This window comes from Pseudomonas sp. AG1028 (assembly GCF_007993955.1).
Lineage (GTDB): Bacteria > Pseudomonadota > Gammaproteobacteria > Pseudomonadales > Pseudomonadaceae > Aquipseudomonas > Aquipseudomonas straminea.
This window is the reverse complement of record NZ_VIVP01000006.1, coordinates 242,968-264,820: the sequence shown is the minus strand read 5'-3', so window position 1 is coordinate 264,820 and position 21,853 is coordinate 242,968. Positions and strand designations below refer to the sequence as shown.

General features: G+C 65.1%; 16 protein-coding genes and 1 pseudogene. 4 read left to right on the top strand and 13 right to left on the bottom strand.

Features of this window, described 5'->3' with window-relative positions; genetic code table 11:
- Positions 1–2: 2 nt before the first annotated feature.
- Together rpmF and FB481_RS12015 are read right to left on the bottom strand one after the other, a co-directional pair.
- Entirely contained in the window at positions 3–185 is a 183-nt protein-coding gene (gene rpmF, locus FB481_RS12020; protein ID WP_013791824.1) for a 50S ribosomal protein L32, read from the bottom strand.
- A 12-nt stretch (positions 186–197) separates the two neighbouring features.
- Positions 198–725 carry a YceD family protein gene (locus FB481_RS12015; protein WP_013791825.1) on the bottom strand — a complete coding sequence of 176 codons (528 nt, stop codon included), beginning with the start codon at positions 723–725 and terminating at the stop codon, positions 198–200.
- Positions 726–836: 111 nt separating this feature from the next.
- Here FB481_RS12015 and FB481_RS12010 point away from each other — a divergent pair, with 111 nt between their 5' ends.
- On the top strand, positions 837–1,415 hold the full coding sequence (locus FB481_RS12010) for a nucleoside triphosphate pyrophosphatase (protein ID WP_093501441.1): 579 nt from the start codon (positions 837–839) through the stop codon (positions 1,413–1,415).
- Between the two features lie 145 nt (positions 1,416–1,560).
- Here the strand turns inward: FB481_RS12010 and recD are convergent, their stop codons facing one another.
- The 4 genes from recD to FB481_RS11990 form a co-directional block, all read right to left on the bottom strand.
- Positions 1,561–3,600 (bottom strand): exodeoxyribonuclease V subunit alpha, encoded by a 2,040-nt coding sequence (gene recD / locus FB481_RS12005; RefSeq protein ID WP_147176519.1) that lies wholly within the window; start codon positions 3,598–3,600, stop codon positions 1,561–1,563.
- Complete coding sequence (gene recB, locus FB481_RS12000) at positions 3,597–7,232, bottom strand: exodeoxyribonuclease V subunit beta (protein ID WP_147176518.1); 3,636 nt, start codon at positions 7,230–7,232, stop codon at positions 3,597–3,599. Before recB ends, recD begins: the two co-directional genes overlap by 4 nt.
- Complete coding sequence (gene recC / locus FB481_RS11995) at positions 7,229–10,681, bottom strand: exodeoxyribonuclease V subunit gamma (RefSeq protein WP_147176517.1); 3,453 nt, start codon at positions 10,679–10,681, stop codon at positions 7,229–7,231. Before recC ends, recB begins: the two co-directional genes overlap by 4 nt.
- A 93-nt stretch (positions 10,682–10,774) precedes the next feature.
- Positions 10,775–11,248 (bottom strand): helix-turn-helix domain-containing protein, encoded by a 474-nt coding sequence (locus tag FB481_RS11990; RefSeq protein ID WP_147176516.1) that lies wholly within the window; start codon positions 11,246–11,248, stop codon positions 10,775–10,777.
- 230 nt (positions 11,249–11,478) lie between these two features.
- Here FB481_RS11990 and FB481_RS11985 point away from each other — a divergent pair, with 230 nt between their 5' ends.
- Positions 11,479–12,684 carry an MFS transporter gene (locus FB481_RS11985; protein WP_147176515.1) on the top strand — a complete coding sequence of 402 codons (1,206 nt, stop codon included), beginning with the start codon at positions 11,479–11,481 and terminating at the stop codon, positions 12,682–12,684.
- A gap of 12 nt (positions 12,685–12,696) precedes the next feature.
- Here the strand turns inward: FB481_RS11985 and FB481_RS11980 are convergent, their stop codons facing one another.
- The 5 genes and pseudogenes from FB481_RS11980 to FB481_RS23590 all read right to left on the bottom strand — a co-directional run.
- Positions 12,697–13,473 (bottom strand): hypothetical protein, encoded by a 777-nt coding sequence (locus FB481_RS11980; RefSeq protein ID WP_093501453.1) that lies wholly within the window; start codon positions 13,471–13,473, stop codon positions 12,697–12,699.
- Between the two features lie 325 nt (positions 13,474–13,798).
- Entirely contained in the window at positions 13,799–14,356 is a 558-nt protein-coding gene (locus FB481_RS11975; RefSeq protein WP_093501455.1) for an ankyrin repeat domain-containing protein, read from the bottom strand.
- 80 nt (positions 14,357–14,436) lie between these two features.
- Positions 14,437–15,936, bottom strand: a complete 1,500-nt coding sequence (locus FB481_RS11970) for a catalase (protein ID WP_372239569.1) — start codon at positions 15,934–15,936, stop codon at positions 14,437–14,439.
- Positions 15,937–16,160: 224 nt separating this feature from the next.
- Positions 16,161–16,865, bottom strand: coding sequence for a methyl-accepting chemotaxis protein (locus FB481_RS23595; RefSeq protein ID WP_372239568.1), 705 nt, complete (start codon positions 16,863–16,865; stop codon positions 16,161–16,163).
- Positions 16,866–17,063: 198 nt separating this feature from the next.
- Positions 17,064–17,948 (bottom strand): annotated as a pseudogene (locus tag FB481_RS23590) (methyl-accepting chemotaxis protein); the annotation flags it as partial.
- A 498-nt stretch (positions 17,949–18,446) separates the two neighbouring features.
- On the opposite strand from FB481_RS23590, the gene FB481_RS11960 reads away from it, so the two are divergent.
- Positions 18,447–19,139: a DUF421 domain-containing protein gene (locus FB481_RS11960; protein WP_147176512.1), complete on the top strand. Its 693-nt coding sequence runs from the start codon at positions 18,447–18,449 to the stop codon at positions 19,137–19,139.
- A gap of 264 nt (positions 19,140–19,403) precedes the next feature.
- Here the strand turns inward: FB481_RS11960 and FB481_RS11955 are convergent, their stop codons facing one another.
- Positions 19,404–20,351, bottom strand: a complete 948-nt coding sequence (locus FB481_RS11955) for an AraC family transcriptional regulator (RefSeq protein WP_147176511.1) — start codon at positions 20,349–20,351, stop codon at positions 19,404–19,406.
- A 114-nt stretch (positions 20,352–20,465) separates the two neighbouring features.
- Between FB481_RS11955 and FB481_RS11950 the strand changes: the two genes are divergently transcribed.
- Positions 20,466–21,377, top strand: coding sequence for an alpha/beta fold hydrolase (locus FB481_RS11950; protein ID WP_147176510.1), 912 nt, complete (start codon positions 20,466–20,468; stop codon positions 21,375–21,377).
- 73 nt (positions 21,378–21,450) lie between these two features.
- On the opposite strand, the gene FB481_RS11945 is transcribed toward FB481_RS11950, so the two are convergent.
- On the bottom strand, positions 21,451–21,780 hold the full coding sequence (locus FB481_RS11945; RefSeq protein WP_147176509.1) for a hypothetical protein: 330 nt from the start codon (positions 21,778–21,780) through the stop codon (positions 21,451–21,453).
- Positions 21,781–21,853 lie beyond the last annotated feature (73 nt).

Sequence of the window (21,853 nt, the reverse complement as noted above, 5' to 3'; positions counted from 1 at the left end):
ATTTACTCGTCAGCGCCCTTGTCGATCACTTTGCGACCACGGTAAACGCCTTCCGGCGATACGTGGTGGCGCAGGTGAACTTCACCGGTGCTCTTCTCAACGGACAGAGCGTTAGCCTCGAGGGCGTCGTGCGAACGACGCATGTCACGGGCGGAACGGGATTTTTTGTTCTGCTGAACAGCCATACTAGTAAACTCCTAAACGTTTGGGTCACGCTTTAACTGTGCCAATACACTGAACGGGTTGGACCGCGTCACCTCGTCCTCGCTCGGTTCGGGCTCATCGAGGCCCGCCGGCTGCTGGCAATCTTTCGGGTCATGCATTGGCACGATGGGCAAGGCGAGCAACAGCTCATCCTCGATCAAGGCCAACAGATCCAGAGGATCTTCACCCATTTCCAGTACGTCATAGCCTTGCGGCACGGACTGGGTATTCGCGCCTTCCTTCACCACAGCGTAATCACACTCGCTGAGGATCGGTAAGGTGACCTGATCCAGACACCGCTGGCAAACCATCTTGACTTCGACCTCAAGCTGGCTGTGGATGACCACAGCGTGGCGCTCGTCACGCTCGAAGCTCAGCTTCGCGCGCACGTTGCCGCCATTATCGGCGAGAGGATCGCAGAGCCTCGACAAATCAGCTAACGGCAATTCACCCTGAAGGGTGGCGCCGCGGTCAGCGAGTTTGCGTGGATCAACGTGAGGTGGAATCGGGCCATTTGACATAGGCGCCGCATTCTATGGATGCAACCGTGCGCTGTCAAAGGAAATTCCGCCTGTCCAGGCCCTTTGCCGACGACTAGAATCGGCGCTCCGTTTCGCACGAGGTCGATGCCCATGTTGCCCCTGGTTCTCGCTTCCAGCTCCCCCTATCGCCGCGAGCTGCTGAGCCGCCTGCGCCAGCCCTTCGAATGGGCCGCGCCAAGTATCGACGAGTCGCGCCGGGATGGCGAGCCCGCCGAAGAGCTGGTGCGCCGCCTGGCCCGGGAAAAGGCCGCGGCATTGGCCGGGCGATTCCCCTGTCACCTGATCATCGGCTCCGACCAGGTGGCCGTGCTCGACGGCCAGGTGCTCGGCAAGCCCCACGGCTTCGAGCGCGCCCATGCCCAGCTCAGCGCCGCCAGCGGCAAGAGCGTGACCTTTCTCACCGGCCTGGCGTTGCTGGACAGCCAGAGTGGTACCTGCCAGGTCGACTGCATTCCTTATACGGTGCATTTCCGCACCCTGGATGCCGAGCAGATCACCCGCTATCTGAATGCCGAAGAGCCTTACGACTGCGCCGGCAGCTTCAAGGCCGAAGGTCTGGGCATCAGCCTGTTTCGCCGAACCGAAGGCAGCGACGTCAACAGCCTGATCGGCCTGCCGCTGATTCGTCTGGTGGAAATGCTCGATGAGGTTGGGGTGAAGGTGCCCTGAATTGATAGCTGCTGGTTGATGGGCTGCCGCCCATCCTACGACCTGACTCATCTATTTAGTTGTGGGAGCGGGCCATGCCCGAGAATCGGGCGCATGGCGCCCTCCCACATTTGATAAATCCGCAGGATGGATCGGAGCCAACTCATCAATCAATATATGCATCCCCAACCAACCGCTCCCACAGCCCACTGCGCCTTTCGACTCGCCGCCCGATAGCCGCTTCGAAAATACCGGCACGGCTCTCGATCAGGCTGAAGCAATCCCGGGCGCGGGTGATGCCGGTGTACACCAGCTCCTTGGTCAGCACCGGGTTGAGGGTATCCGGCAGCACCAGGGCGCAATGGGCGAATTCAGAGCCCTGGGATTTGTGCACGGTCATGGCGAACACGGTTTCCACCGCGCCCAGGCGGCTGGGCAGGATCGAGCGCAGCTCGCCCGAACCATCGTTGCGTGGGAACACCACGCGCAGCGCTGAGCGCAATGGGCCACCCGCCTCCAGCGCCGGCTCGGGCAAACGCAGGGCGATGCCGATGTCGCCGTTCATCAGGCCCAGGCCATAATCGTTACGGGTGACCAGCACCGGCCGCCCTTCGTACCAGCCATGCTCCTGCTCGATCAGGCCACGCTGCAGCAACGCACGGGCGATACGCCCGTTGAGCGCCTCGACGCCCCAGGGCCCCTTGCGCACCGCACAGAGCAACTGGAAGCGATCGAAGGCCGCCAGCACCGCGGCAGTCCAGCCGCTCCAGCGCTCGTCGCCGTCGGTCAAGCCTGGGCGCTGCTCATGCAGCACGTTCAAGTAATCCGCATAGCCCACTGCCCGCCCCTCACCGCCGGGCAAGCCATCGAGCAGCAGGCGTTCGAAGGCACGATCCTGCTCGCCGGCAAGGCGCAACTGGTGCAGGTCCGCCCCGCCACCTGCCAGCACCTCACGGGCCTCCAGGGCTGCACCGCGATTCACCGCCAGGGCCAGGCGGCCGATACCCGAGCCCCCGGCAAAGCGCCGGGAATGGCGGAGCATCACGATGTGCTGCGACAACGCCTGCTCGCCCGGCTGCAGCCCTGCTCCCTCGATACGTTCGCCGGTCTGCTGCGCCAACCAGGCGCGGGTGGCCTCGCTGTAGCTGCCGGCTTCAGCGTCGCGGCACAGATCACCAAGTACCGCCCCCGCCTCCACCGAGGCCAGCTGATCCTTGTCGCCGAGCAGGATCAACCGCGCATGCATCGGCAGCGCGTCGAGCAGGTTGGCCATCATTTCCAGGTCGATCATCGAGGCTTCGTCGACCACCAGCACATCCAGCGGCAGCGGGTTGGCCGCATGGTGACGGAAATGACGGCTGTCCGGACGACTGCCCAGCAGGCGGTGCAGCGTGGTGACGGTATTGGGAATCTGCTCGCGCACCTGCTCGCTGACCGGCAGGGTCGCCACCTGGGCGCCGATGGACTCGGTCAGCCGCGCCGCCGCCTTGCCGGTAGGCGCGGCCAGGCTCAGGCGCAGCGGCGCACCGCGATCCAGCGCGGCGGCCTGCAGCAGCGCCAGAAGGCGCACCACGGTGGTGGTCTTGCCGGTACCAGGGCCGCCGGTGATCAGCGTGAAGCGCCCCCGCGCCGCCAGGGCGCAGGCCAGTTTCTGCCAGTCGGTGAGGCGCTGGCCATCGAGCTGCAATGGCTCGGGGAACAACACGGCCAGGCGCTGAGCGAGACCGGCCGGCGCATCGCCCGCCGCCTGCAGGCGCTCGCCAATATCCTCGGCGACGCTGCGCTCGTAATCCCAGTAGCGGCGCAGGTACAGGCAGGTGCCGCGCAGCACCAGCGGCGCGACCTCATCCTCGGCATCGCGCAGCAAGGCGCTGCCGGCACAGGCTGCCAGCCAGGTGCTCGCACTCAGGCCGGCCAGCACCTCGGAAGGCAGCAGGCTGACGCCCTCGGCGTCCTCGCCTTCCGGCGGCAGCGACAGCGCCGAATCCGGATCGGCCAGGGTGGTCTGCAAATCGAGGCACACATGGCCCTGGCCCAGCTGGTGGCTGGCCAGCGCCGCGGCGAGCAACAGCAACGGCGGTGCCTGGGGGTCCAGCTCGGCGAAGAAATGCGCCAGGGTTCGGTCCAGTTCGCGCAGCCAGCCGCGCTCGCTCCAGGCGGCGAGCAGCTCGAACAGCGCGTCGCGGTTTTCCAACATCGGCGTCATGCCAGCTCCTCCACCAGCTCGCCGAGAAACAGCGCGTCCAGCCTTTCGATCAGCGCCCGCTGCGGGCGCGCCAGATACTGCCCTGCGCCAGGCGCACGCAGGAACAGGTACAGCGCGCCGCCCATATGGGTGTCGTAGTCATAGTCGGTCAGGCGCAGCCGCAGGTGGCGATGCAGGGCCAGCACATAAAGTACGTACTGCAGATCGTAGCGGTGACTGGCCACGGCGGCGTTCATCGCCTCGGAGGTATAAGCCTGTTCGTCAGCGCCGAGCCAGTTGGACTTGTAGTCGACCACGTAGTAACGCCCCTCATGTTCGAACACCAGGTCGATAAAGCCTTTGAACATGCCATTGAGGGTGTCCGGGCTGAGCACGGGTCGCGCCACGGTCGGCATCTCGAAATGGCGCACCAGCGCATCCAGGCGCAGCACGTCGACCCGGCGGGCCTCGAACCAGAACTCCAGCTCAGCCTGGTATTCGCTCAACTGCGCCAGGCTCACCGCGCTTTCATTGCCGAGCGACAGGGGCTGCACCAGCAGGCCCTGCAGCCACAGCCACAGCGGCTCGATCCAGGTTTCCAGGCCACGCCGCTGGCAGCGCCGCGCCAGGTGTTCGCGCAGCACATCCGGCGCCGCGGCCATGGCCGCGAAGCCTTCGGCAGCGGCGATCTCCAGCAGGCCATGAAGGAAGGTGCCGGGGTTGGGCCCGCGGGGAAAGCGATGCAGCCCCTGGGCTGAGACGGGAATCTGCTCCAGCGCCAGAGCCGGGTTCTCGTCGTCGCCGGCGATCTGCACGGCCGAGCTGTCCGGCGATACGTCCTCGTGACGTTGCACCACACTGACTTCGCCCTCCTCCATGCGCAAGGCGCTGTAGGAGGCGATCCACCAGTGTTCAGCGGCGCGCCGTGCTGGCGTGCGCCAATGGGGCTCGAAAGCGTCGGCGTCCTGGGCACGGTACATCTGGTCGCTGGCTTCGGGTGCAGGCAACGCCACGCAGCGCGGCGGATCGGCCAGCGGGCTGAGCCAGTCGGTCAGTTGCGCGCTCTGGGCCAAGGGCTGGCCAGCGCCGAGCAGGTAGCCCAGGGCGCTCTGGTGCAGGCGCGAGGTCTTGGCGGTACCGATCTTCAGGTCGGCGATACCCAGCCAGCAGGCGTGCCGCGCCCGGGTCAGCGCCACGTAGAGCAGGCGCAGGTCTTCGCCGAGGCGCTCGCGCTCGGCCTTTTCCAGGCTTTCTTCATCGGGTTTGAGCAGCAAACGGCGGCGTTCGCCATCGTGCACCTGCACCGGCTTCTTATCGTCCAGCGGGCGGAACGAACAGATGAAGGGCAGGAACACCAGCGGGTATTCCAGGCCCTTGGATTTGTGGATGGTCACCACGCGCACCAGGGCATCGTCGCTTTCCAGGCGCAGCACCTGTTCCTCGGCCGCCTGACCGCGCCCGGCCAGGCAGTCGCCCAGATGACGGATCAGCGCCAGTTCGCCGTCCAGCTCGGCGGCGGCCAACTGAAGCAATTCGGCCAGGTGCAGTAGATTGGTCAGCACCCGCTCGCCATCGGCGCGGCTCATCAGCCGTTGCGGCAGGCCGAAATCCTGCAGCAACTGGCGCAGCATCGGCAGCACGCCCTGGCGCTGCCAGCGCTGGCGGTAACCGCGGAACTGCATGACCCGCGCTTCCCAGAAGCGCTCGTCGAGGTTCAGCTGCTCCAGCTCGGAGAGGCTCAGGCCCAGGGTCGAACTGGCCAGCGCCGCGCGCAGCGGGCGATCCTGATCGGGCTCGGCACAGGCACGCAGCCACAGCAGCAGATCGTGGGCCTCGACCGTGGCGTACACCGAATCCTTGTCGGACAGGTACACGCTGCGCACCCCGCGGGCCGCCAGCTGACCGCGAATCGCCTGGGCTTCCTTGAAATCACGCACCAGCACGGCGATATCGCTGGGGCGCAGAGCCGTCAGTTCGTCGCCCTTGAGAAAGCCGGCGCGCTGCTGCTGGCCGAGCACCAGCAGGCGGACGATTTCGCTCGCCGCGCTGGCGGCCAGAGCGTCCAGATAACGCCCCTTGGCGACCGCTTCCTCGCTGGGCAGGTGCCAGAGATTGAGCGCCGGCTGCACCTGGCCCTCCACCGTCCAGACTTCCTTGCGGCCCTGGGCACCGACCGCGATGAACGGCAGGTCGTCACGCAGCAGAAAGGCGCCCTGCCCGCCTTCACGGGCCTCGGCCCGCTCGAACAAGCCGTTGACCGCCGCGACCATGGCCTCGCTGGAGCGGAAGTTGGTGTCCAGGTTGTAGTGCCGTCCGGTCGTGCCCCGGCGAGCGCGCAGATAGGTGTGGATGTCCGCGCCGCGGAACGAGTAGATGGCCTGCTTGGGGTCGCCGATCATGAACAGGCCGCAGTCGTCGCGGTTGGCCTCGACCTGATACAGGGTGTCGAAGATGCGGTATTGCAGCGGGTCGGTGTCCTGGAACTCGTCGATCAGCGCCACCGGGAACTGCTGGCGAATCACCTCGGCCAGACGCGGGCCGCTGTCGCCCTGCAGGGCGTCGTCCAGGCGGGTGAGCATGTCGTCGAAGCCCATCTCGGCACGCTGGCGTTTCTCGCGATCGAAGCGCTGGCGAATCCACGCGGCGGCGTGGCGCAGTGCGGCCTCGCCCGGTGCCGGCAAGGCGTCGAGGTCGCGCTTGAGCGTGGCCATGGCCTCCAGCGCCGGATGCGCGGGCGGCGAGCCGACCTTCCAGGCCTCGGCCAGGCCGTCCGGGGTCAGGCGGGTGAAGCCGGTGCCGATATCCAGCACCTCGTCGTCGCCATCGGCCCAGGCGCGCAGCTTGTCGAGCCAGGGGTTGTAATAGCGCGCCTGCAACTTGCGGGCATCGACCTGTTTCTCCGCAGCGGCTTGCTCGAGCAGGCCCTGCAAGGCATCGGCCCAGGCGCTCCAGGGTTCCTTGAGTGCCTGCAGTGCGCGCTGGCGGTCACGCAGGGTGCCGTCGAGCAGATCGCCCAACGCCAGGGCTGCGCCGTCGTCCTGTTCGCCCAGCAGCGGGCGGATACGTTGCCCCAGCGTATCCGGCGCGCCCCAGTTCTCCGCTACCCAGTCCAGGGCCAGGCCCTGCAGCGGATAGCAATGCTGACGCCAGTAGTCGCGCACCACTTCGGCGAGCAGCTCACTGTGGTCGGTTTCCAGGGTCTGGCTAAACAGGCTGCCGCTGTCGAAGGCGTGCTCGCGCAACATGCGCTGGCACCAGCCGTGTATGGTCGACACCGCTGCCTCGTCCATCCACTGCGCGGCCAGTTCGAGACGCCGGGCGCATTCGGGCCATTCGGCCGAGGCGAAGTCGGCCTTGAGGGTGGCCAACAGGGCGTCCCCTTCGCCATCACCGCGAAACACCGTGGCCGCTTCCACCAGGCGCGCGCGGATGCGGTCGCGCAGCTCGCGAGTGGCGGCATCGGTGAAGGTCACCACGAGGATCTGCGGCGGCAGCAGCGGCTCGCGAAAGGCCGCGTCGCCGCCGTGACGCAGGATCAGGCGCAGATAGAGCGCCGAAATGGTGTAGGTCTTGCCGGTGCCGGCACTGGCCTCGATCAGGCGGCTGCCGTGCAGCGGAAAACTGAGCGCCAAGGGGCGTGCTGGCTGGCTCATGGCTGATCATCCTTGAGTTCGCTGATCGCCGCCTCGAATAGCGACTGATAGAGCACCGCGCCCCACTGGGCGAACTGACCGTCGACCAGCAAGGCGTCGAAATCCGGGTACTGGCGGGCCAGGCTGGCGCTCTGCTGCACTTCGCCGGTGGTGGTGTGGCCGTCGCCTTCGTAGACCTTGCGCGCAGCCTCCGCGGCCTTGTCTTCATCCTCGCTCTTGTCGAGCTGGGCGAACCAGGCCGCAACCGTTCTGATCGCCACCGGCAGCGGCGCCTGCATGCCAGCGGCGTAGGCGTCCAGCCACTGGCGCAGCAGGTGGTCGGCATCGGCCTGGCTCAGCGGCGCGAAGGCCAGGCGCACATCTTCGGCGACCAGCAGCGTGGTCAGCGGATGACCACAGGCAGCGGCCGCCACATGGCAAACCCAAGGCCTGAGCAGGCGGTGCCACTTGTAGGAACGGTCCTTACGCTTCAGCCCGCCAGGCTGCAGCTCCAGCCGTTCCAGGGCGTCGCCGGCCGCGTACAGATCGCCGAGCCAGTCCTCCAGCGCGAGGCCACCATGGGCGAAGCTCAGGCGCAGCGGCGATGGCAAGCGTTCGGGCCAGCGCGCCAGCAGTGCGGCATAGCCTTGCAACTGTGCCGGCAGTGGTTCGAGCAACTGCGCGCGCAGGCGCTCACCGAAACCGGCCACCGGCAACAGGCCACTGCGCTGAATGCGCCGCGCGGCCCGCTCGAGTGCCACATCGACAGGCTGGTTTTCCTGCAGGGCCAGCGCGGCAGCCTGCAGCAGCGCCTGCTGGATCTGGTGGCGCTGCAGGCCATCGAGGGCAAAGGGTTCGGCATCCAGCTCGGCCTGCTCGGCTTCGTCCAGGTGCACCTTGAGGCGCGCGGTGAAGAACTGCTTCACCGGGTCACGCAGGAAGCGTTGCAGGGTTTCCAGATTCAGCGCGTCGTCCACGACGTAAGCGCCCAGCGGCTGCTCGCCGGCCTGGGCCAGCGGCGCGCGGTGGGAGGCGGCCCATTCGTGCACGTAACTGAACAGCGGCCCGTCGGCGGAAAAATAGCGGCGGCTGAAGGGTTGCAGCGGGTGCTCGGTGGTCAGGGCATGTAGCAGGTCGCCGCCGCCCACCAGGCGCCAGGCGCTGGCCAGGTGATCACGCAGTTGGCCGATCAGCACCGACGGCGGTCGCTCGGTATTGTCGCGGATGCTTCGCCCGACCCAGCTGATATAAAGGCGCTCGCGTACCGCCAGCAGCGCCTCGAGCAGCAGATAGCGGTCGTCCTCGCGGCGAGAGCGGTCGCCGGGGCGGTAGTCGCCGCCCATCAGGTCGAAGTCCAGCGGCGCCTGGCTGCGCGGGTAGTCACCATCGTTCATGCCCAGCAGACAAAGATGACGGAACGGAATGGCGCGCATCGGCATCAGCGTGCAGACGTTCACCGCGCCGGCCAAAAAGCGTTGGCTGAGCCCGCCTTGATCCAACCCACCGAGCCAGGCTTCACGGACCACGGCCAGCGGCAGGGCTTCCTCCAGGCTGGCCGCGTCGCACAGCTCCAGCCAACTCTCCAAAGCATCCTGGGCCTGGTTGCGTAGTACTTCGTCGCGTTCGTCCTGGGGCAGGAAGAAGTCGTCCAGCAGTGCCCGCAGGCGCTCGCCCCAGGTCACCGGCAGCAGGGTTTCGGCGAGGCTGTCGCCATGCAGCTCCAGCGCATCCAGCAGCCGGGTCAGGGGGCCGATCAGCGCTGCATCCAGCCCACCGATCTCATCGAAAGGCTCGATGCCCGCCCGTGCGCCGGCACCGCCTACGGCATAGCCGAGCAGCATGCGGCGCAAACCGAAGCGCCAGCTGTTCTGCTCCAGCCCGGCGCCCAGGCCGAGGCCTTCGCGCTGTTCGGCATCCAGCCCCCAGCGCACACCGGCGCCTTCCAGCCAGCGGCGCAGCAGCGGCAGTTGGTCATCAGCGATGGCGAAGCGCGCGCGCACGGCGGCCACATCGAGCAGATCGAGAATCTCACTGACGCTGAAGCGGCTGTCCGGCAGGCGCAGCAAGTGCTCCAGGGCGATCACCAGCGGCTCCTTGCCGCGCAGGCCCTGGTCGGCCAGGGTGAAGGGAATGAAGCGCGGATCGTCGCTGCCGAATTGGCCGAATACCGCGCGGATATGCGCGGCATAGGTGTTGACGTCCGGCACCATGACGATGATGTCACGCGGGCGCAGCGTCGGGTCTGCGCTGAACGCCGCCAATAGCTGATCGTGCAGCACCTCCACTTCGCGCTGGGCGCTGTGGGCGACGTGAAAACGCAGCGAGTGATCCTTCTCCAGATCGACCGCAGGCCAGTGGGTGCGACTTTCATCGACCGGGCGCAGGTCGAGAATGTCGTTGTGCAGCTGGCCCAGCAGCGTGTCTTCGCTCATCGCGCTGAACAGGTCAATGCGCTCGAACTGCTCGCGGTAGCGCTGCGGTTCGTCGTACTGGTCGAGCAGGTTGATGTAGTCGCGGCCCTGCTTGCCCCAGGAGGCCAGCAGCGGCTGACCATGCTGATGCAGTTCCTCGGCCTCGAACAGCCCTAGCTGGCCGACCTGCCCCGACTGGCCGCCGGCCTTGCGTTTTTGCCGACGGTATTCGTGGCGCAGCAGGTCCTTGTCTTCGACGATATCGCCCCAGTGGTGCTGGGACGGATTGTGCACGTAGAGCATCACCTGGCTGAAACGCGCCATGGCCGCCAGCGCCTCGAGCATCTGCGCCGGCAGCGAGGAAATGCCGAACACCGTGACCCGCCGCGGCAGGCCGCGGGGCGGCGCATCCAGCTCGGCCAGCCTGGCGACGAAGCGCGGATGCACCCCGGCGCGGCTCTGGGACAGATGCTCCTCACCGACATCGGCCAGCAGCGTGCGCCACAGCAGCGGCTGCCACAGCGCGGTGTCATCGAGGCGCTTCACGCCGCCGCGGGCGTTGCGCAATTGATCGTGCCCACCGGCCCAGTCCGCCAGCCAGTCGGCGCGGTACACCTGGTACTGGTCGAACAGGTCGGCCAGGCGCTCGGCCAACTGGTGACGCTTGCGCAGGTCGGCGTCGTCGGCCAGGAAGCGGCGCAGTGGCGCGAAACAGGGCTCGTCGAGCAGGCTCGGCAACAGGCGCATCAGACGCCAGGTCAGCGGCGCCTTGTCCAGCGGCGACTGCTGGGGAATCGCCTCGCTACCCAGCACCGTGCGGTAGGCCTGCCACAGAAAGCGCGCCGGCAGGCTCACATCGGTGGCCGCTGCGATGCCGCAGCCGTCCTGCTCGGCCAGCGCCAGCTTGAGCCACTGGGCGATGCCGTTGCTCTGCACCAGCAGCACCTCGTTCTCCAGCGGGCGCAGGGGGTACCGACGCATCCATTCCACCGCCAGGGCGCGCAGCTCCTCGAGGCGGTTGCCATGGATGACGATCAGACCGGGGTTAAGCGCCGACATGCAGAATTCCTGAACGCAGAATCAGACGGCGAATGATGACAGAGCATGGCGACGAGGTGTGTCGCGAATACTCGCTCTCCTTGCCAGTCCTCCTCATTGTTTGCTTGGCGATGCGGCGGATGCGGGCAGCTTGATCACGCAGGTATCCGCGGCAGCCAGTGGCTCGCCGTCACCCCGGGTCGGCAACAGCCTGGCAACCGGCTTGCCAGAGCTGCGCTCGACCAGCGTGGAGTGGGCCTCGCCCTTCGCGAACAGCTGCTCCTCGCCCCACTGCCGCATGGCCACCAGCAGCGGAAACAGCGACTCGCCCCGCGGGGTCAGCACATAGTCCTGGTAGGCGGAACCGTCCGATGCCGGTACGGCTTCGAGAATACCGGCCTGCTCCAGCGTCCGCAGGCGATCGGCCAGAATGTTGCGCGCAATCCCCAGGCTGGCCTGGAAAGCGCCGAAGCGCCGTACGCCATCGAAGGCATCGCGGATGATCAGCAGGCACCAGCGGTCGCCCACCAGATCGACGGCGCGCGCCACCGGGCACGGTGAGTCATCGAGGCGTTTGCGTTTTGCCATGTGCATCTGTCCTTCAAACTTGCCGGCAGAAAGTTCGGCAATCGTCTGGTTGCACTTTAAAACGTCTTTGCAACGGATTGAAGCGCGCTCATGCCCTGTCGCCCATTTGCATTGAGAAACGGTACGGATGAACACCACCAGCCAGCCCACATCCAGCACCTAGTTGCAAATTAAAACCTCAAGACCTAGCCTGACATGGTTTCAAAATAAAACCAGATAGGAACTCTCGTATGTCACTGCCTACAGCCGCGCCCGCCGCTTCTACTGCGAGCCTGCCGCGCGCCCTGGTCATGCTGCTCGCCTGCGCGGCCGGTCTCAGCGTTGCCAACGTGTACTACGCGCAGCCATTGCTCGATGCACTGGCCCGCGATTTCGCAATCAGCCAGGCCGCCGTGGGAGGTGTCATCACCGCAACGCAGATCGGCTGCGCAATTGCGCTGCTGCTCCTGGTGCCGCTCGGCGACCGAGTGGAAAGACGCCGTCTGATGCTGGCGCAACTGGCCGCACTCATTGCAGCGCTTCTGTGGGTCGCGGCGGCGCCAACGCCCGCCCTGCTGCTGGTCGGCATGCTCGCAGTCGGGCTGGTCGGTACGGCCATGACCCAGGGGCTGATCGCCTACGCCGCAGCGGCCACCAGCGATAGCGAGCGCGGCCGGGTGGTCGGCACGACACAGGGTGGTGTGCTCGTCGGCCTGCTACTCGCTCGGGTCATGGCCGGCGGGGTTGCCGACCTGGCAGGCTGGCGCAGCGTTTACCTGACTTCGGCAGCAGTGATGGGCGGCCTGGCACTGGCCCTCTGGCGATACCTGCCGGCTCAGCCGCTTTCATCTGAGGCACCTCGTTACGGGCAACTGCTTCTATCGTTACTGACCCTCCTCGCCCGTCAGCGCACGCTGCAGGTACGCGGCGTGCTGGCACTGCTGATGTTCGCCGTGTTCAACGTGTTCTGGACGGCCATCGTGCTGCTCTTGAGCGCACCGCCGCACAATCTTTCGCAAACCGCCATCGGCGCACTGGGGCTGGTCGGCCTGCTCGGCGCGCTGGCGGCGGCGCGGGCCGGACACTGGGCGGACAAAGGCCTGGGCCAGCGCACCACCGGCTATGCCCTGCTCCTGTTGCTGGCCTCATGGCTGCCGCTGTGGTTCGCGCCGGCATCGTTCGGCGCGCTGCTGCTGGGCATCCTGCTGCTGGATATGGCCGGCCAGGCCATTCACGTCACCAACCAGAGCCTGATTTTCGCCACACAGCCGGCAGCTCACTCACGGCTGGTCAGCGGCTACATGCTCTTCTATGCGGTGGGCAGCGGCTTGGGTGCGATCAGCTCTACTTCGGTGTATGCCGTGTTTGGCTGGAACGGGGTCTGCGTGCTGGGTGCAACGCTGAGCCTGGCCGGCCTCTGGTTCTGGCAGAAGACGCTACGCCTGGCAGCGGCCTGACGACGCGTACAGCTAGCCGACATCCTTGCGCGTGGTGCGCTCGTTGCTGATCCGCGCGCGGCGGAAATTCCAGCCCAGAAGCAGCCGCGAGGCCAGGTTGTCGCGGCTGTGGGGTTCGCCGTAGTGCAAAAGCACCGTGGAGCGCAGCGCCTTCGGGTCGCAGGGCTCGTTGGCGTGCAGCGAGCGGTAGCCCCAGAAGAAATAGGCGTTGCCGGGCACGATCTTGATGGTGATCGGTTTCAGCCAGCCGCGCTTGACCGCGAAGGTGACCAGCTTCTGGGTCAGAGTGTTCTGCATCAGGGCCTTCTCCAGAATGTTGAAGTACAGATTGGAGCGGATGTTGCGCAGGTTGGGGAAGAAGATGAAGTCGCCGCAGCAACGGCCCTCGGTGGGCGTGACCAGCGGGATCAACGCCGTCAGCGCCGCGGCGTCGTAGTGAAAGTAGTAGGACTCGCGCTTGCCAGTCAGCCCCTGCAGGCAGCGCAGCGCCGGAAAGATATCCGGCGAGCGCGGCGGCTGGCCGATGCCGCCCTGATAGATCCGCCGGAACAGATCCTTGACCTGGGGCGAGACGCTCATCTGCTCGAAGATGCTGCCCTTCACGGCGTCCAGCCCCTGCAGCGCGAAGTACTCGTGCTCGTGGCGCGCCACTTCGTGGTAGACGTGGGCGCGTGCGACCTGCAGCTGCTCGTCAGTGAGAAATCCTTCGATAACGGCATACCCCTGTCGCTCCATGTCGTGGAGCAAGCGCGGTACCACCTGCGGGTCGGCTTTGGCGAAGTCGGGCATCGGGCGGCGTCCTCAGAGCCTGTTCAAAGTCTCGCGAGCTAGAGCAATGCAAGGCGAAAACAGGCGAGGACGCGGAGTTTACGAGCTGTAAATGAGCAGTCCGAGCCTGTTTTTAACGCTGCAGTGCCGACGCGCAGCAGACTTTGAACGGGTTCTTAGCTGATGGTGGCAGTCAGGCTAATGGCAGGCTCACGCAGAACCTTTTTTTGGAGTTACCTATAGTTGCTACAGGTTCTCGCTTTGTAGCCTTTTGAATGCCGCTCACCGGCTTTGGCGCGCACTTCTGACGAATGGGTACTGGCCAGAAGATGGCCAGGCCCGTGAGTCAGGGCTGTTTGGCCGACCACTGTGTGCGGATATCGCCCTTCTCCAGATTACTCGCAGTATTTCCGAAAGCGTCTTCAGCCTTGAGGTCGGCCCCCTTACCCGCCAGCGCATTAAGCATCTCGGTACGTTTGAACAGCGCTGCATACATGGCGGCCGTCTGTCCATTGCCGTTACGCTGGTCCGGGCTGCAATCAGCGTCGAGCAGGCGCCGGGCGATACGCACTTCGCCCTTGAAGATCGCCCCCATCAACGCCGTGTTGCCGCGCTGATCCTGAGCACAGGCATCGGCGCCTGCAGCCAGCAAACGCTCCACCGCGTCGCGATGACCGTGGTAGGCCGTCAGGATCAGCGCGGTGTAGCCGTTCTCGTCCGCGGTATTGAGGTTGTAGCCGGCAGCGATGAACTCATCGAGCATCGCCACATTGCCCTCGCGGGCCGCCTGGAAGTAGTAATCGCGCAATTGCGCCTGGACGCGCTCGGCATCCGGCACAGAAGTGTCGGCGAGCAGCGGCGCAGCAATGCCCAGCGCCAGAACGAAACAGAAATTACGCAGCATGCAATCCTCCCCAGCGGCCTTGCGCCGCGTTTGGTGGTGACGTGCGGCTCGCCTGAGCCGCACGCCATGCAGTGGCAGGCTCAGTCCTGCAGTTTGGCGGCCAGCGCCTTGACCCGCGCCAGGTCGCCACCGGCTACCTTGGTCAGGCCTTCGCCATACTGCGCATCGGCCTTGTAGAAGAACGACAGCATGATGTGCTTGCTCTCGTCTTCGGCTTCGGCCAGGGCGCCGCCCAGGCTGGCGATCAGATCGCCCTGCATCTTCTTGTCATAGGAGCGGTACAGCTCGCCGGCCTGCTTGAAGTTCTGCTCACGCTGGATCTTCTTCTGCTCGGTGGTGCCGCTCAGCGGCAGGTTGCTGTAGCGCGCATGCTCGGTGGCAGGCCGCGGGTTGATGCGGCTGGGCTCGTAGTTCACCTCGGTGGTGGTGTGGCCGATGTTCGCTGCGCCATCCTGGTTGCCGTTGTTGACCGGCACCTTGGCCTGGTTGATCGGCAGGAAGGCATGGTTGGCGCCCAGGCGGTACATCTGTGTGTCGGCATAGGAGAACAGCCGGCCCTGCAGCAGACGATCCTCGGACGGCTCGATGCCCGGCACCAGGTTGGACGGCGCCATGGCCACCTGTTCGGTTTCCTGGAACACGTTGTCCGGGTTCTTGTTCAAGACCATCTGGCCGATCTTCTTGTAGGGCACGTCCGGCCAGATCTTGGTGGCATCCAGCGGATCGAAGTCGTACTTGGCCAGGTCAGCCGGTTCGAGCACCTGGATGTACAGGTCCCACTTGGGGTAGTCGCCAGCGTTGATCGTGGTGATCAGGTCACGGCTCATGTGGTTGAAATCCTTTCCCTGGATCTGCTCGGTCTGCTGCGGATCGTTGTTCTTCACGCCCTGCAGGCTGCGCCACTGAAACTTGACGTAGCGGTACTCGTTTTTGGCGTTGACCAACTTGTAGGCGTGCACGCTGTTGCCGTTCATTTGCCGGTAGTTGGCCGGCGTGCCCTCATTGGAATAAAGCAGGGTCAGGGTGCGGGTGGCTTCAGGCACGTGACTGAAGAAGTCGAACTGGGTACGGTTACTGCCGTAATTGGTGTTCGGGTCGGGCTTGAAGGCATGCACCATGTCCGGGAACTTGATGGCATCGCGGATGAAGAAGGTCGGGAAGTTGTTGCCGACCAGGTCCCAGTTGCCTTCGCTGGTGTAGAACTTGGTGGCGAAACCGCGCGGGTCACGCAGGGTTTCCGGCGAATGGTTGCCGTGCACCACACTGGAAAAACGCACGAAAACCGGTGTGGTGGTGCCCTTGCTGAAGACCTTGGCGCGGGTCAGGTCGGAGATGTCCGCCGTGGCGGTGAACTCGCCATGGGCGCCGGTACCGCGGGCATGCACCACGCGCTCGGGGATGCGCTCGCGGTCGAAGCGCTGCAGCTTCTGGATCAGCTGCACGTCCTGCAGTAGGGTCGGGCCGGTGTCGCCTGCGGTCTGTGAATTCTGGTTATCGCCTACCGGTGCGCCATTGTCGCGAGTCAGCGGCGCAGCTTGGGCAGACAGACCAAAGAGCGAAGCGGACAAGGCCGCGGTCATCAAACCAAGGGCGGGCGCCCATGAGGTGGTGGGTTTCATCGGTGAATCCTCGTCGTTTTTATGAGTACGCGCGTCATGCGCTCGCACCAAATTACGAGAGGCCCGCCGCCTGGCTAAATTGGAAAAAACCAAAGCCTTGATAGGTAATGCTTATTACCTGATAGAGCGCAGGCGTGGTAAGCGAAGCGGCGATCAAGCCGCCGCTTCTGCTCTTTCACCAGCCCTCAGACCCGGAAGTGGCTGACCATCAGCTGCAGCTCATTGCCCAGGCGCGCGAGTTCGACGCTCGAAGCGGCCGTCTCTTCGCTGGCCTCGGCGGTCTGCTCGGAAATGTCGCGCACGTTGACCACGCTGCGGCTGATCTCCTCGGCCACCGCGCCCTGCTGCTCGGCAGCGGCGGCGATCTGCTGGTTCATCGCCTGGATGCTCGATACCTTGCTGGTGATCGCGCCTAGCGCATCGCCGGCGCGGCGGGCCAGCGCCACGCTGCTGTCGGTCAGCTCGCGGCTACCCTGCATGATGGTCGCCACCTGCTGAGTACCCTGCTGCAGGCCGGCGATCAGCCCTTCGATTTCCTCGGTGGACTTCTGGGTGCGCTGCGCCAGGCCGCGTACCTCATCCGCCACCACGGCGAACCCCCGTCCGGCCTCCCCGGCCCGCGCCGCCTCGATGGCGGCGTTGAGGGCCAGCAGGTTGGTCTGCTCGGCCACGGCCTTGATCACGTCCATCACCCCGCCGATCTTCTTGCTCTCGCTCTGCAGCTCGCCCATGGCGTCGCTGGAGCGGCTGACCTCAGTCGCTAGCCTGTCGATCTGCGCGATGGCCTCGGCCACCACGCGATCGCCTTGGGCAGCCTCGATATCAGCATCGGACGCCGCTTGCGAGGCATCGGCCGCGCTGCGCGCCACTTCCTGCACGGTGGCGGACATTTCCTGCATGGCGGTAGCCACCTGATCGGTTTCCACCTTCTGGCTGTTCACGCCGGCGCTGGTCTGTTCGGTAACGGCCGACAACTGCTCAGCGGCGCTGGCGATCTGGGTGACACCATCACGAATACCGCCGATCAGGTCGCGCAAGGTGCTGCCCATGCGGGCGATGCCCTGTTGCACTACGCCCAGTTCGTCGCGGCGGGTGACCTGCAGCGTCTGGGTCAGGTCGCCACTGGTGATGCGCTCGACCGCCTCCAGAGTCTCTTGCAACGGGCGGGTGATCTGCCGGGTGATCAGCCAGGCTGCGAGGATGCCGACCAGCAGCGCCAGCAGTGTGGCGGCGGTCATCATCCGGGTAGCGAAGGAAGTATCGCTGTCGCGCAGTTTGATCTGCATGGCCAGCAGCGCATCGCTGCCCTTGACGATCTGCAGCACCTGCTCGGTCATGGCATCGCGCAGCTGGACGCGCTCGGCGATTGCCGTGCGATAGGTATCCAGCAGGGCACGGTAACTGCCTACAGCGCTTTCCAGTTGCTGGATCAGGTCGCGGTAGTCACCGCTGAACGTCGAGGTCAAATTATCCAACCCCTGGTCGGTACCCTCGATTTGCTGGTTCAACGCCCGCTCGGTCTGCTCGTTGGTGTCGGCGGTGTAACTCAGCATGCGGTAACGCAGGGTCTGCAGGTCGTCCTTGGTGCGAGCGACGGCCTGGTAGCGCGCCAAACCCGCCGCATCGGCAGCGGCGCCGCGCAGCACCTCCTCCCGGACCTTGTCGACCAGCTCAAGTGCCAGATCGGCCAGTTGGACCATCTCGGCCCGGGACTTGTTGGCGCTGGCGTAAGCCGCATTGATATTGTCGTAGGCCTTCTGGTACTGCTCGATCAGCTCGATTTGCTCATTTATCAACCGCACGTTTTCCGGGCTGCGAAACTTGGGCTTAATGGCCTGCTGCTGCTGCGAAAGCGCGCGGATATGCTGCTGCACCTTGTCGGCTTCAACGACGTTGCCGTTGGAGAGCAGGTATTGCAAACGTGCCACCCGCAGATCGGTCAGGGTATGGGTGAGCTGATTGACATCGGTCATACGCTCGGTACGCTCCACCACCTTGCCGAGGCTGGTCCAGCCCACGAAGGCCAGGGCCATGGTCAGGAGCAGCACAAGGCCGAAGCCGAGAGCCAATTTCAGGGTCACGCTGATGTTGCCAAACCACGTATTCATCGATTGCTCCAACTGCACATTCAAGTAATCAAAACTGGGCGCTTTTCTTTTTGGCCAGCCGCACTCCCAGCGCGGTTCGGGACGACCTCCCAGTCGTCATCCTGAAATTTTGCTTGGCTCGAGACACCGCGAAACACGCAGCCCGAAACAGCAATATCAAAGTGATATCGCATTGACGTACGCCGCTTCGCTTGGTTCAGCGTTTTTTTGTATGAAGGTGGTTAAGGGCAGGCGTCAGGAGGTAGCGCAACGGGCCGAAGCCCCGGCAGAAGCTGGGTGGCCACGAATCGCCGCTGAACGTTTTTCGACCCAATCCCTCGCCCGGCGGTCTGAGCCAGAACAGGCCACCGTGTGGAGCGACCGATGAGCGCATTCGATTGGCAGCGCATGCTGCTGGGAGATTTCCCCTGGCTGTTTCTGGGCGAAGTGGCGTTTCGCGCGCTGTTCGCCTTCGTGGTGGTGTTCGTGTTTCTCAAGGTCAGCGGCCGGCGCGGCATTCGCCAGCTGTCGCTGTTCGAGCTGGTGGTCATCCTCACCCTCGGCTCGGCGGCCGGTGACGTGTCGTTCTACGACGACGTGCCGCTGCTACCGGTGGCCATGGTGTTCGTCACCCTGCTGGTGCTGTACCGCGCCACCGTGACGATGATGCGCCGCAGCGAGCGCTTTTCCGACTGGATGGAAGGCAAGCCCGTAACCATCATCAAGGACGGGCTCTACGAGCTGAACAGCCTGGATCACCTGAACATTTCGTCCGACGAATTCTTCATGGAGCTGCGCCAGCAAGGCGTCGAGCATCTGGGCCAAGTGCGCCTCGGCATTCTGGAAACCGACGGCGACATGAGCCTGTACTTCTTCGCCGCCGATGCGGTAAAGCCCGGCCTTAGCGTGTTGCCGGCCGAGCACCGCCCGGAGTACCAAGAAGTGCCGCAGAACGGCGTTTATGCCTGCATACGCTGCGGTCATATCCAGCCTATGGTCGCAGGGCAACAGGCCAGTTGCCCGCGCTGCACCCAGCGTACCTGGTCGCCGGCACTCAGCTACCAACGGCAGCACTGATCAAGGCAACAGCGCCTTGAGAAAAATCACCTGAACGGATTCGCAGCGCAGCGCCTCTACCTTTTTATCGCGCCGGGAACGAGGCGCTCCAAGAAGAAAAGGTCCGCACCATGACTACATTCCTGATCGGCTCGGCAGTGGTACTCCTGACTCTGTTCGTGATTGGCCTGTACTCCGGCGTCACCATCCTGCACGAGCTCGAATGACCCGCAACAATGCCTTGGCAGCTTCGCCTGCCGGGGCTTTTGTCGGGGTGCGACATGCCTAAACCTGCCGCTCTTGCCCTGCCCGCGCAGGCAGCCCGGCACCGCGCTTCACCGCCCCCGGCGACACGCCAACCGACCGTTTGAACGCACGGCTGAACGCCGCCAGCGAGCCATAGCCAAGCGCCTCGGCTACCCGCTCGACCGATGCCGGCTCATCACTCAGGTGCTGCATGGCCAGGCGCATCCTCAAGTCGGTCAAGTAGCGCAACGGCGCCAAACCCAGGGCGCGTAGAAACCGCTGCGCGAACACGGAACGCGACTGCCCTGCCTCGTTCGCCAGCGACGCCACCGTCCATGGTCGCTCCGGGTGCCGGTGCATCGCCAGCAGCGCTTTGCTCAAGCGCGGATCATGCAGCGCACCGAGCCACCCGCCCGCCTCGCCAACACTGCCGGTAACCCAGCCCCGCACGATCAGCGCCGCCACCACCTCGGCCAACCGCGCCAGGATGCCGCCATGGCCAACCAGCAACAGCAGGGATTCGCGCTCCATCGCCTCGAGCAGCGGGCGAATCTCCGGCGAGCAGTCGAGCAGCGTGTCAACGCGCATTACCGCCGGCATGGCCGCCACCAGCGGCTGCATGCCGCCCAACTGCAGTTGCATGCAGCAACTGAAGAGGATCACTGCCTGTGGGTCGGCGGGCTGGTCGTCAGCCGGCAGGTTCAGGTCGAATGCCTGGATGGCATCGCTGCCGACCTTCGGTGCCGCCAACATCGCATGCTGCCCGCCGCGCGGCAGCAGCACCGCATCACCGCTCTCCAGGCAATGCACGTCGCCGCCTGGGCCATGCAGCCAGACTGGTCCGCGCGCCACGAAGTGAAACTGCCCGCGCCCCAGCTCGTTGGTAAACGCGATGCCCCCGCCAGCCCGCACCCTGAGGCGACGAAACTGCACACCACACAAGCGCATGCCGCTCAGCAGCTCGCTGATCAGGTCACTCGCAGCCATGCATGCACCTCCAAAATTCAGGACGAATGATCAACAATAAAAAACGATACGTCATGGATCGTCCCAGATCAGCGCCCTAGACTCAACGCCATTCGTTCAGACTCAGGAGCCCCCATGCATCCCTCAAGCCTTTTCAGAACCCTGCGCCATCTCTGGCTCGCGTTCTTGCTCGCCGCACTTTCCAGCGCCGCCTTCGCCGCCGAAAAACACTACCGCGTAACCACGCCCGATGGCCTGCAACTGGCCGTGCAGGAAGCGGGCAACCCCGATGGCCCGGCCATCGTGTTCATCCATGGCCTGCTGGGCAGCCGGCTGAACTGGCAGCGGCAGGTGAACAGCCCGCTGCTGCAAGACTATCGGCTGATCACCTACGACATGCGCGGCCACGGCCTTTCCGACAAGCCGGCCGATAGCGATGCCTACAACGATGGCCGCCGCTACGCCGACGACCTGGCAGCCGTGCTGGCCGCATCGGGTGCCAAGCGGCCCGTGCTGGTGGGCTGGTCCCTGGGCGGGCTGGTGATATCCGATTACCTGGCCGCCCATGGCGATGCTGCGATCGGCGGTGCGGTCTATGTCAATGCCGTCATCGAATTGACCCAAGCGCTGATCACACCACACCCCGAGGTCTACGCCGGCCTGGCCTCGGATGACCTGAAAACCCACCTCGACGCCCTACGCGCCTTTGTGCGCCTGTGCTTCCACACCCAGCCAGACACAGCCAGCATGGAGGTACTGCTGACCAACGCAGCGATGGCCTCCTGGCCGATGACCCGTTCCATCCCAGGCATGCGCAGCGCGGCCGCCGAGGGATTGCCCAAAGCGCAGGTTCCGCTGCTGTTGCTCTACGGCGCCAGGGACCAGCTCGTGCAGGTGCAACCGAGCATCGCCCGCGCCCAGGCGCTCAACCCGCGTGCGCAGGCGAAACGTTATGCGCAGTCCGGGCACGCACCCTTTTTCGAAGAAGCCGAGCGCTTCAACGAGGACCTCGCGGCTTTCATGAAGACGGCCTCAGCCGGGAGATAGACGTGAAAAAGCCCGGCCATCCCTGGCCGGGCTTTCACACTGGGGCTCTGGATTCGGGCCATTGGCCCTGGGCTTACTGGCCGAACGGCGCGGGTCGGCCACTGCCCTTGTTCTGGCAATAGGCGGAAGGCTGCATCAGGCCGAAGCTGGCGACGGCGAAGGAGGCACCGCTGGCGCCGCTGGGCACGGTGCAGTTGTAGTCACCCGAACTCGTGCGCGCGACGAAGTAGGTCTGCATGGAGTCGCTGCGCACGTTGCCAACGCTGCTTACCGGCTCGCCCAGGTTGGTCTCGGCCAGCGACTTGAGCTTGTCTTCGGAGGGTTTGATATTGCTGCAACCAGCTAGGCCGATGAACAGGGCGCCAAGCAGCGCAAAGGAGGTGACCGGGGAACGCAGTTTCATGGTGTGCTTCCTTGAAATTGTAGTGATGCTCCACAACGAACGGTTGCCTCGCCGCGATTGCGCAAGGGCTTGA